7 protein-coding genes and 1 pseudogene are annotated in these 11,744 nt (G+C 64.7%); 6 read left to right on the forward strand and 2 right to left on the reverse strand.

Features of this window, described 5'->3' with window-relative positions; all coding sequences use genetic code 11:
• Positions 1 to 425 precede the first annotated feature (425 nt).
• Complete coding sequence (locus HMPREF2883_RS09715) at positions 426 to 1,448, forward strand: zinc-dependent alcohol dehydrogenase family protein (protein WP_070661658.1); 1,023 nt, start codon at positions 426 to 428, stop codon at positions 1,446 to 1,448.
• 47 nt (positions 1,449 to 1,495) lie between these two features.
• The gene (locus HMPREF2883_RS09720; RefSeq protein ID WP_070661647.1) at positions 1,496 to 2,047 is read left to right on the forward strand and encodes an NAD(P)H-dependent oxidoreductase; all 552 of its coding nucleotides are present in this window, start codon (positions 1,496 to 1,498) and stop codon (positions 2,045 to 2,047) included.
• 83 nt (positions 2,048 to 2,130) lie between these two features.
• Here HMPREF2883_RS09720 and HMPREF2883_RS09725 read toward each other — a convergent pair whose 3' ends face one another.
• Both HMPREF2883_RS09725 and HMPREF2883_RS15880 read right to left on the reverse strand, forming a co-directional pair.
• Positions 2,131 to 2,625, reverse strand: coding sequence for a GNAT family N-acetyltransferase (locus HMPREF2883_RS09725; RefSeq protein ID WP_070661650.1), 495 nt, complete (start codon positions 2,623 to 2,625; stop codon positions 2,131 to 2,133).
• 93 nt (positions 2,626 to 2,718) lie between these two features.
• The gene (locus tag HMPREF2883_RS15880; protein ID WP_176747200.1) at positions 2,719 to 4,041 is read right to left on the reverse strand and encodes an NAD(P)H-dependent oxidoreductase; all 1,323 of its coding nucleotides are present in this window, start codon (positions 4,039 to 4,041) and stop codon (positions 2,719 to 2,721) included.
• Positions 4,042 to 4,311: 270 nt separating this feature from the next.
• On the opposite strand from HMPREF2883_RS15880, the gene hisN reads away from it, so the two are divergent.
• From hisN to HMPREF2883_RS09750, 4 genes and pseudogenes are all read left to right on the forward strand, one after another.
• A complete protein-coding gene (gene hisN / locus HMPREF2883_RS09735) occupies positions 4,312 to 5,205 on the forward strand; it encodes a histidinol-phosphatase (RefSeq protein ID WP_070661652.1) in 894 nt (297 codons plus the stop codon).
• Positions 5,206 to 5,608: 403 nt separating this feature from the next.
• Positions 5,609 to 6,445: an undecaprenyl-diphosphate phosphatase gene (locus HMPREF2883_RS09740; protein WP_070661654.1), complete on the forward strand. Its 837-nt coding sequence runs from the start codon at positions 5,609 to 5,611 to the stop codon at positions 6,443 to 6,445.
• Positions 6,446 to 6,683: 238 nt separating this feature from the next.
• Positions 6,684 to 8,983 (forward strand): annotated as a pseudogene (locus HMPREF2883_RS15885) (tetratricopeptide repeat protein).
• Between the two features lie 42 nt (positions 8,984 to 9,025).
• The coding region (locus tag HMPREF2883_RS09750) for a tetratricopeptide repeat protein (RefSeq protein WP_070661656.1) at positions 9,026 to 11,744 on the forward strand (2,719 nt) is incomplete at its 3' end.

Genomic DNA, 11,744 nt, shown 5'->3' on the forward strand with positions numbered 1-11,744 from the left:
AACAAGTACTGTCCGAAAAACACCTAGCAGTCCACTCGGCCCCGCGGTCCAGGTCATCTCCGCCCCGCTCACCGGGCCCCCGCTGGTTCTGCCGCTTCCGCGCAAGACCCGGGACACGGCGTCGGGCGGCGAGACCAGATAGGAAACGGCGCCGCCCGCACCCCGGCTTCGGCCGAGCGCGATCATCCCCGACCGCCTGCGAGCCTCGCTGCCCGCTCACCGGCACCGGTCTTCGCCCGCGCTCGGGCCGAAACACACCAACCTCACGAACCAAGACCGACCCCTCGCGGCCCCGCTGGGTGGCCCTGACAGAACCTGCCAAGCGGTGGACCTGCGCCGAGGCCCGCGCCTAGTCTTCACATATCAACCCGCACTGATGTGAGGACCTACCTTTGACTGCTTCTGCTCCCGCCCTGCCCACCACCATGCGCGGCGTCGTCTTGCGCGCCGCCGGCGACGTCCGTGTCGAGGACCGCGAGGTCCCCCACGTCATCGAGCCCACCGACGCTGTCGTCAAGCTCGAGGCCGCCTGCGTGTGCGGCTCGGACCTATGGCCCTACCGGGGTATCTCCCCCCTGGAGAAGGCCCGCCCCATGGGCCACGAGTACGTGGGCACCGTCGTCGAGGTCGGCGACGAGGTCAAGAACGTCAAGGTCGGCGACTTCGTCGTCGGCTCCTTCTGCCTGAGCGACAACACCTGCGAAATCTGCGAGGACGGCTTCCAGTCGCGCTGCGCCAACGGTGGGTTCATCGGGGACACCCAGGCCGAGTACACGCGCGTGGCCCTGGCCGACGGGACGCTCGTCGTCGTTCCCGGCGGCAAGCCCGAGGACCCCGAGATCATCGCCTCACTGCTGGCCGCCTCAGACGTCCTGGGAACCGGCTGGTTCGGGGCCGTCGCTGCCCAGGCCGGCCCCGGCAAGACCATCGCGGTGGTCGGCGACGGCGCCGTGGGCCTGTCCGCCGTCCTGGCCGCCAAGGCCCTGGGGGCTGAGAAGGTCATCATCTTCTCCCGCTACGAGGACCGGGCGGCGCTCGCCCGCGAGTTCGGCGCCGACGTCATCATCGCCGAGCGTGGCGACGAGGGCGCCGCGAAGGTCAAAGAGCTCACCGGCGGCTACGGCGCTCACGGCGTCGTCGAGGCCGTGGGCAACCAGACCTCGATGATGCAGGCCATCGCCTCCTGCCGCCCCGGCGGGCACCTGGGCTACGTGGGCGTGGCGCACGGCGTCTCCCTGCCCGGGGACCATCTCTTCTTCGCCGAGATCCACATGCTGGGCGGCCCCGCGCCCGTGCGCCGCTTCCTGCCCGACCTCATCGACCGCATCCTCAAGCGCGACATCAACCCCGGTAAGGTCTTCACCCTGCGCCTGCCCCTGGAGGAGGCCCCCGAGGCCTACAAGGCCATGGACGAGCGCCGCGCCATCAAGGTGCTCCTGGAGCCCTGATCCGAGCCGCACACCCCCACCATCACCGTCTGACAACAGGAGCATTCATGAAGACCCTCGTTCTCGTCTTCCACCCCGACATGTCCGCCTCGCGCGCCAACCGGCCCCTGGCGGCCAAGGCCGAGACCCTCGGTAACGACGTCACCGTGCGCTACATGTACGACATCTACCCCGACCAGAAGGTCGACGTCGCCGCCGAGCAGGCCGCCCTGGAGGCCGCCGACCGGGTCGTCCTCCAGTTCCCCATGTACTGGTACTCCACCCCCGCCCTGCTCAAGCAGTGGCAGGACGACGTGCTCCTCTACGGGTGGGCCTACGGCTCCACCGGAAAGGCCCTGGCCGGCAAGGAGCTGCTCGTGGCCGTGAGCACCGGTGGCCCCGGCGAGGCCTACAGCCACGAGTCCTCCTACGGCTACACGCTCACCGAGCTGCTGCGCCCCCTCCAGGCGACGGCCAACATGGTCCAGATGACCTACCTGGTGCCTTTCACCACCACCGGGATCCTCACCATCACCGATGAGGCCCTGGCTCAGCGGGCCGAGGACTACGCCGCCACCCTGCAGTCCACGAACCTGCCGGTTCTGGACCGCCGCGGCTGACTCCGCCAGCAGGCAGCGTCCACATGCCCGAGGGCCCAGGCCGGGTTCGCCGGCCTGGGCCCTCGGGGCGTCTCACGGGCGCCTCAGTCGCCGTCGGTCAGGTCCTTGAAGTAACGCGCCACCGGCCAGCGCCGGAAGCCGAGCCCCTCGTAGGTGGCACGGGCCGGGGCGTGCCCCAGGTCCCCACCGGTCTCCACCATCACCATGGCCATCCCGGCCGCCCGGGCCCGCTCCATGGAGTGGTCCATGAGGGCCCGTCCGATGCTGCGACGCTGGTAGTCGGGGTCGACGACGACGATATAGACCTCCCCCATCCTGTCCTCGGGATGCAACCGGGTACACACCCAGCCCACCGGGCGACCGTCAAGAACGGCGACGTCGACGCCGTCGGGCTCGCCGTCGAGGACCTCGGCAAGATCGGAGAACTGTCGCTGCCGCCAGCCCTCAGGATAGAAGGAGCGGTAGACGAAGGCGGGCACGTCCTGCTCCATGAGTGGGAAGACCGGAGCCCAGGCGCGCAGGGACAGGTCCAGCAGCACCTGACGCTGCTCCGGCCGGTACGCGACGATCTCAACCATGCCGAAATCCTACGGCGCTCCCCACAGATACGCCGGGTCCCCGCCGGCCATCGCGCCGACGGGGACCCAGCAGGCTCAGGGACGTAAAGCGCCTCAGCCGAAGATGTCGAGCAGCGGAAGCTCGGGGGTCTGGAGGACCGCGGCGTAGTCCTGCGCCCGACGGGCGATGGCCTCATCGGTGATCTCCAGGGCGCCCACCGACAGGAAGGGCACCGCGTACTTGGTGCCAATGACTCGCGAGGTTCCCTGCATGGGCCGCAGGAACTCGTGAATCGTGTAGATGTGCGCGCCCTCGCGGCCGTAGGCGCTGCCGGCGCCGCCAACACTGACGGCCAGGAGGAGCTCCTTGCCGTGCAGGGCAGTGCCGGTCGAGCCGTAGGCCCAGCCGAAGGTGAGGACGTCGTCGAGCCACTTCTTGAGCAGGGGCGGGCAGGAGAGCCAGTACATGGGGTACTGCAGCACGATGCGGTCGGCACCCAGCAGAGCCGCCTGCTCGGTGGCCACATCGATGTTGAAGTCGGGGTAGAGGTCGTACATGTAGCGCACGGTGATGTTGCCGCCGAGCGACTCCGCCGCGGCCCCCAGGGCCTTGTTGACCCGGGACTCGGAGATGTTGGGATGGAAGACGAGGACGAGAGTGTTCACGGAGGACTCCCTGGTGTCGTTGGACTGTGAGGCGGGGGATGGCCCCCGTGAGGCGCCGGGACTCCCGGCGCCGGACAGGACGTCGCTCAGGCTGGAGAAGCCGCCGATGATGACCTCCAGCTTGGGAGCCATCGCACCGCGGTCCAGCCAGGACTCCTTGGGGCGGAAGGGGACGCGGTCGGCGTCGTCGCCACTGTGCAGCTCATTGGGCCCACGCATGCCCAGGGCGGCGTTCGAGTCGCCGAAGCGCTCGTCCCACATGCGGGTGGCGACGTCGATGCCGCGCTCGCTCCGGCCCGGCTGACGGTCGGACTCGACGGTCTCGGCCATGGCGACCGCCTGCTGGTGGGCGGTCAGAACCGTCGAGAGGGTGTAGTTGAGTGCCAGGTAGGCGTCCTCGCTGCGCAGGCCACCGGAGACGAGGGCGTTGTGGGCGCGCTTGGCCACAGACATGAAGGGCACGTAGGCCCAGGCCAGGTTGATGAGGGTGTGGTCCAGGCCGGGATGGGCGTCGAGCAGGTCCCACAGCGAGTCGGAGAGCCGGCGCAGGTAGTCCTGCCAGCTCAGGCCGGTGGGGGGCAGTGTGGCGTCGGCGGACACACGCTCCAGGCAGGCCACGAGCAGGTCGTCGCGCGAGCTGACGGTGCGTCCCAGATCAGCCGCGCTCACCCCGAGCCGACGCGCCACCTTACCCATCGTGAACCGGTCCACACCGATCTCAAGGGCCGCTGTGACGACGTCATCCCTGGTAAAACCGGCATTATGCTGCATTGAGCCTCCCGGGTTGGGTCATACTCGCCAGCGTAACGAACCAGTAACGGGCCGCCAAATCGAAGGCACCTATCCGTGCGATGACCGACACCGTTCTTCCGCAATATAACGAGAAAAACCCACCTCTCGCCCACACCTCCACCGCACCTCTGACGTCACCTGGAATCTCACGGCGAGGTAACGGCTCGACACGCGCCGGGCGGCCTGCCGGGTGGCGCGCCCGACGACGGTGGGGTCTCACCGAGCCCGCTCCCCCGTTACCGTGGTGCCATGAGCGAGACTCCCCGCCCACAGCGCCCCGTCTTTCCGGAACCGCCCGCGGCGCCCTCACCGGCAGCGGCGCCGCCCGCACTGACGGCTCCCCCGGCCAAGCAGCGGCGCTGGCGCGACGACCTGCACCTGGCTCACACGATCGCCAACAAGGTGGACAGCCTCACCCAGGCCCGTTTCGACGCCGGCAACTTCACCGTGGAGACCAAGTCGGACCTCACGCCGGTCACCGAGGCCGACAAGGAGGCCGAGCGCGTCATCCGCGAACAGCTGGGGCGGGCGCGCGGGCGCGACTCCGTCCTGGGCGAGGAGCTGCCCACCACCGGGCACTCCTCACGCCAGTGGGTCATCGACCCGATCGACGGGACCAAGAACTTCGTGCGGGGCGTGCCGGTGTGGGCCACGCTCATCGGCCTCATCGAGGATGGCCAGTGCGTCGTCGGGCTGGTCTCGGCCCCCGCGCTGGGGAGGCGCTGGTGGGCCGTGTCCGGCGGCGGGGCCTGGACCGGACGTTCCCTGAGCTCGGCGCGGCGGCTGTCGGTGTCCGGCGTCGACGACCTCTCCCGGGCCTCGATGTCCTACTCCTCGCTGTCGGGGTGGGCGCAGACCAAGCGGCTGCGCGGGATGCTGGGGCTCATGCAGTCGTGCTGGCGCACCCGCGCCTACGGGGACTTCTGGTCCTACATGCTCGTGGCCGAGGGCGCCGTGGACCTGGCCGCCGAGCCCGAGCTCGAGCTCTACGACATGGCGGCGCTCGTGCCCGTGGTCACCGAGGCGGGCGGACGCTTCACCTCCCTGGACGGCGAGCCCGGCCCCTTCGGGGGCAACGCGGTGGCCACGAACTCGCTGCTGCACGACGTCGCCCTGCACCACCTGAGCGCCGAGACGGACTGAGCGACCCCGGGTTGAGCCGACGTTCACTTCTGCTGGACGTCAGTGCACCCCGAAGTTATAAATGATCTAAAAGATCTAAAACGCACAAAAGTGAGCCAGGACACCTTAGGTAAGGGCTAGCCCACGCTGCACGAGGGCGGGGCGCTACTGGGCACCGCACGACGGAAGCAGCCGCTCCTCGGGGCCACACGCCGGGGCCGCACGGGCTGGACTTGTCCCGCATCCGACGTTATAAAAGGGACACAAACTGATATGCGGCCACAGAGTTGGGCGTTTGCCCCGGTGTCGCCGCGCGGCTGAACCGCCACCGCTGCGGCGGGTACCACAGTGACCCGGCCGTTTCCCCACCTCGTGCGCCGGTAACCTGCCGTGAGTCCACCATCCATCCACCCCAGGAGTCCCTTTGAACTGGCTGCACGCCATCCTCCTCGGCATCGTCGAGGGCATCACCGAGTTCCTCCCGGTGTCCTCCACCGGGCACCTCAACATCGTCGAGAAGCTGCTCGGCTACGAGATCAACTCCGCAGGCATGACCGCCTTCACCGCCGTCATCCAGGTCGGTGCGATCATCGCCGCCATCATCTACTTCTGGGCCGACATCGTCCGCATCGTCACCGCCTGGTTCAGGGGTCTGAGCAACCAGCAGGCCCGCCAGGACCCCGACTACACGCTCGGCTGGGGCATCATCCTGGGATCGATCCCGGTGGCCGCCGTCGGACTGCTGTTCAAGGACTTCATCGAGGGGCCGGTCCGCTCCCTGTGGGTGATCGCTGGGGCCCTCATCATCTGGTCGGGGGCCATGTGGATTGCCGACCGCCAGCAGAACCTCACCAAGGGCATGAAGGACGTGACCGTCAAGGACGCCCTCATCATCGGTGCCTTCCAGGCCCTGGCCCCGGTGTTCCCCGGCATCTCCCGCTCCGGGGCGACGATCTCCGCCGGCCTGTTTCTCAAGTTCGACCGGGTGACGGCCACGCGCCTGTCCTTCTACATGGGCATCCCATCCCTGGTCGCGGCCGGACTGCTGGAGGCCGCAACGGAGGCCAGCACCATCAGTAACACCGTGGGCTGGACGCCCACCATTGTCGCGACCGTCGTCTCCGGTGTTGTCGCCTACGCGACCATTGCCTGGCTGCTGCGCTTCGTGTCCTCCAACAAGTTCACGTCCTTCCTCGTCTACCGAGTGCTGCTGGGCCTCATCATCATCGCCCTGGTCTCCGCCGGCACCATCGCCGCCTGACGGAGCCCTTGCCGCCGGGCTCAATTCATCTCCGCCGGCATTCTTCACGTGGGGCAACGGATTTCTCCGTTGCCCCACGTGATTTCTGTGGTCCTCAGCGTCGGGCTCCGACGCCGTACGATTCCTGTTCCAGCGTCGTCGTCCGCTTGTACGATAGGCGGCGCGGCCACCCCTGGGGTAAGCGCAGACTCATGAGCCGCTGAGGACGACGACGAAGGACATCGGGGAGATCCGCAGCATGACCACTCGCCACCCACCCGCTTCTCCCACGCACATTCGATTCGGAAGTCGTCCCGCAATCGCCACAGGTTTCGTCAAGCGGCAGGGGCAGGATGAGCTCTTCGACGCCGTCCTCGCTCGCGCCGAGCCTCGCACAGTTCTGACAGGGGTGCGGGGAAGCGGCAAGACTCAGCTGGCCGCTGCGGTTGCGGCCAGGTGCGAGGAGGAGGGCTGGCCCCTGGTGGCGTGGGTTCATGCGGCCTCACGTAAGGAGATCCTTGCCGGTCTCTACGAGCTCGCACTGCGGGTCGGTGTCAACGCACCGAAGAACATTCCTCTGGAGGTCATTGTTCGGCGCCTCCTGGATCGGCTGCGCTCAGCAGAGGCGGCGGACCGCCTCTTCGTCTTCGACAACGTGGAGAATCCCGACGACCTGAGAGGCCTCATCCCCGAGGGTGCTGGAGTTCGGACCCTCGTCACCACCACGGGGCATCTCGACGGGGACGGCCTGGGGTGGCTGCGGTTGACGGTGGGCACCTTCGATCGGGAGCAGTCGATCTCCCTCCTGTGCGAGCACACTGGCGACACTCACCGCGAAGCTGCTGGCCGGATCGCGGATGCGCTTGGCGACCTGCCCGTCGCCATAGCCCAAGCCGCTGCGACAGCACAACAGGGTGGATACGCCTTATCCGGCTACCTTGACAGGCTGAGTCATCACCCGCTCGATTCACGCGTCAGTCGCCTCGAGGGTGATAACTACCCGGACGCCGTCGGCACCGCTCTGCTCATGGCTTATGAACAGGTCTTGGAGCAGCTCAGAACCACGCACCCTCAGCGGGAGAGGATCGCCGTATCGCTCCTCGGCGCGCTGTCCCTCCTGGCTGCTTCCGGAGTGCCGACTCACTGGCTCTCGAGGCTCGACGGCGACTCCGAGGCAGTACGCGACACTCTGTCTGTTCTGAAGAGTGCTTCCGTCATCCATGAATCCAGCGACGGCGAGAAGACCATTATTCACCGGCTCCAGGGACACGTGTACAAGAAAACCTACCTGGATGACCAGAAGAATCTTGGTGAGGCGCGTACGTGCGCCACATCAGTTCTCCGCGGGATTGACGTTGACAGCCTAGAGGATGGTGAACAGCGGCGACACGAGACCCACCATCTCATCGAGCAGTTTCTCTCAGTCACATCACAGGACTACTCTCAGTCATTGTTTTCTGAGCCAGGGGTGTCGTCAAAGCTCGCCGAGACACTGCACGACGCGACCAGCCTTGGGATGTCGCAGCTAGCCCTTGGTCTCACTGACTCGGTAACCCGGGCCTGCGACGCTTTGGGTCCCCACCACCCCGGTACCCTGGCTTCACGCAACAGCCTCCCCGGCGCCTACCGGGCGAGCGGCAGGCTCGACAGGCCATCGCCCTGTACGAGCAGACTCTCGAGGACTCCGTCCGCGTCCTGGGCCCCGACCATCCCAGCACCCTGACCTCACGTTTCAACCTCGCCGGCGCCTACCAGACAGCCGGCAGGCTCGACGAGGCCATCACCCTGTACGAGCAGGTTTTCTGCGGCCGTAGCCGCGTGTTGGGCCCCGACCACCGCAGCACCCTCACCTCACGTGACCATCTCGCCGACATCTACTGGGAAGCGGGCAGATTCGACGAAGCCATCACCCTGAAACAGCAGATCGTCGCAGACGCCATGCGCATCATGGGCCCCGACAGCCCCGGCGCCTCGGCCGCACGTAACAACCTCGCCGCTACCTACCGGGATGCGGGCAGGCTCAACGAAGCCATCCCCCTTTACCAGGAGAACCTCGACGATGTCAGCCGCGTCCTGGGCCTCAACCATCCCGAAACCTTGGCATCACGCCACCGCCTCGCCGGCGCCTACCGGGACGCGGGCAGAGTAGACGAAGCCATCCCCCTGTTCGAGCAGAACCTCACCGACTTCACCCGCCTCTCGGGTCCCGACCATCCTGAGACCTTGGCCTCGCGCGCCACGCTCGCCGGCGTCTACCGGGATGCAGGCAGGCTCGACGAGGCTATCCCCCTCTTCGAGCAGAACCTCGACGACGTCGCCCGCACCCTGAGCCTCGACCACCCTGAAACCTTGGCTTCACGCCACAGACTCGCCGGCGTCTACCGGGATGCGGGCAGGCTCGACGAGGCCATCCCCCTGTTCGAGCAGACCCTCGAGGACCGCACCCGCACCCTGGGACCTGCTCACCCTGTCACCCTCACCTCGCGCGGCAACCTCGCCAGCGCCTATCGCGCCGCTGGAAAAATTGAGGATGCGGAGAAGCTCTTCGGGACGCCGTAAGAATTCTGCTTCGACGCCACTGACCGCCTGTACGATAGCGGCATGGCCGATCCCCTCTCCCTCGCTGTCCTGTCTGCCAGCATCACCGGGCTGCTCATGCGAGGAGCCGCTGTGGCCGTTGATCCTTCGTGGAGCAGCGCGGCGTCACTGCCAGGCGAGGCCCTCAACGCATGGCGCAGCCTGAGACGTCTGCAACAGGGGCGAGGTGGGCAGGAGAATCCGCTGGAGGCGTCAATCAAGGCCCGACTTCAGAAGCAGGTGGATGCCGCCAGCGAACGGTACGAGCGGACCAGCGTCACTCAATCCGCCCTGGCTGGAGCCGTCACTGAGATGGAGGTGGCGCTCAAAGAGATCAGCGGGGACAACGCCACAGTCCTTGAAGCGGTACGGTTCCCGGACAACTTCGAGACCTACCTCCGACGGCGGACGGCGGGCCACCGCCAGAACGTCGAGGCAGCAGCCGAGCCCTTCTTCAATGACCTGAACCGCATCGTCGCCGAAGAGTTCAGCCATCTCGCACCAGGCTCACGCGGTTTCGACATCGCCGCGCTCAAGCAGCTACTCGCAGGCCAGGAACAGCTACTTGTCGGGCAGGAACGACTGCTAGATCAGTACGCGAAAACTTACGAGCGCTTGGACAGGATTATCGACAGCATCCAAAACACACGCGCTCAACTACACGCCATCCCCACACAGATTCGGTTCGGCAGCCGCCCTATGGTTACCATCAACTTCGTTCCACGAGCAGCGCAGAATCAACTCGTCGACGCCGTCTTCTCCCACAACGAGCCTCGCACTGTATTAACGGGAATGAAAGGGAGCGGCAAGACTCAGCTGGCAGCCATGATTGCCGCCAAGTGCGAGGACGAGGAATGGCCCATAGTCGCCTGGATCGACGCGGCGTCACGTAAGAAACTCATTGCCACTCTCTATGAACTCGCCACACTGACCGGGATCGACGCTCCACACGACAAAACACCGGATTTCACTGCTCGACGCTTCCTGAATAGGTTGCGCTCAGCAGAAGCGGCTGACCGTCTTTTCATATTCGACAACGTAGAGAACCTCGACGACCTGAAAGACCTCACCCCTGAGGGTAAAGGAGTCCGGGTCATCATCACCACGACACGCCACCTCGACTGGGACAGTCTCGGATGGCACCCAATCACAGTCGGCGTCTTTGAAAGAGACCAGTCGATCACCCTCCTCTGCGAACGCACTGGCGATACTAATCGCGACGCAGCCAACCAAATTGCAAGCACACTTGGAGACCTTCCTGTCGCCATAACTCAAGCCGCCACAACAGCCCGTAATTTGAGATCCACTCTCACTGAATACCTTCGCAGCCTAAACAGTCTTCCACTAGCAGATACTATTAGTAAACAAGAAGGCGAGTATTACCCAGAAAGAATCAGCACGGTTTTATGGCTTGCATGTAAAGCAACGATAGACAGTATCAAGAAGAAAAACTCCACGCAGGGACAATTGTCAATCCATCAGATAGGCACACTATCTCTGCTCGCAGCGCCAGGGGTACCTACCGCATGGCTGGAAGACTATAACGACACAGAGAACGCCAAGAAGTCTCTCAGTGCACTATTAAACTCCTCAGTATGTCAAATCTCGGCGGATGGCAAGAAGACCCTAATTCATCAACTTCAAGGGCGAGTTTTCAGAGAGAACCACCTCAGCATGGAAACAGAAATGAATGCCGTTGCTTCCGTGGCAATAAGTGTACTGGAGAGCATTAGCACACACACTCAAGACAGTCCAGAAAAAGAACAGCAAGAGACACAGGACCTTATCGACCAATTGAGTACCATCGCATCCCAAGAACACTCACTTCCTTTATTCACCAACCCCACCATCGCCACAATACTCGCAAGAACCCTTAAAAAAGCATGGCAACTCGGCATGCATCAAGTCGCACTCACCCTAATTAATCCACTCACTAAAGCCAGTGACACACTAGGGGTAGACCACCCTGATATCATCACCTCACGCAACAGCCTCGCCGACGCCTACCTATTAGAAGGCCAGACAGAAAAGGCCGTCGCGTTAGTACAAAAGAACCTCAAGCACTCCAGAAAACTACTTGGAAGCACAGATCCAGCCACTTTGACCTCACTCAACACGCTCGCCAATGCCAGTCGGGACAGGGGTGATCTCGAAGGCGCCGCGTCTCTGTTCGAGCAAGTTCTCACTGATCGCATCCGCATCCTGGACCCCAATCACCCCGACATCCTGACCTCGCGCAATAACCTCGCCGGCACTCAACAAGAGATGGGTAGACTCGAGGAGGCAATCACCCTATATGAGAAAAACCTCGAGGATTCCGAACGAATTCTGGGACCCCACCACCCCGGCACTCTCACCTTCCGCAACAACCTCGCTGGCGCTTACCAAGAAGCAGGAAGACTCCACGAAACCATCACCCTGTACGAACAGATCCTCGCCGACCGTACCCGTATCTTGGGACCCGATCATCCCGACACTCTGGCTTCACTCAATAACCTGGCAAACGCCTACCACGCAGCAGGCAGACTCCAAGACGCCCTTGAACTGCTCAACCAAAACCTAATCAATAGGCTCCGGTTCCTAGGCCCCGATCACCTCAGCACCCTGGCCGCACGCAACTACCTCGCCAGCGTCTTACGGGACGCGGGCAGGCTCGACAAGGCCATCGCCCTGTACGAGCACAACCTTGAAAACCGCATCCGCGCCCTAGGACCCGATCATCCCGACACTCTGGCTTCACTCA

The organism is Actinomyces sp. HMSC075C01, from assembly GCF_001812965.1.
Classification (GTDB): Bacteria; Actinomycetota; Actinomycetes; order Actinomycetales; family Actinomycetaceae; genus Actinomyces; species Actinomyces acetigenes.

Bases quoted from the DNA above. Each gene is read 5' to 3' on its own strand.
- HMPREF2883_RS15880 (WP_176747200.1), bottom strand. From the start codon at position 4,041: ATGCAGCATAATGCCGGTTTTACCAGGGATGACGTCGTCACAGCGGCC.
- HMPREF2883_RS09725 (WP_070661650.1), bottom strand. From the start codon at position 2,625: ATGGTTGAGATCGTCGCGTACCGGCCGGAGCAGCGTCAGGTGCTGCTG.
- hisN (WP_070661652.1), top strand. From the start codon at position 4,312: ATGAGCGAGACTCCCCGCCCACAGCGCCCCGTCTTTCCGGAACCGCCC.
- HMPREF2883_RS09715 (WP_070661658.1), top strand. From the start codon at position 426: ATGCGCGGCGTCGTCTTGCGCGCCGCCGGCGACGTCCGTGTCGAGGAC.
- HMPREF2883_RS09720 (WP_070661647.1), top strand. From the start codon at position 1,496: ATGAAGACCCTCGTTCTCGTCTTCCACCCCGACATGTCCGCCTCGCGC.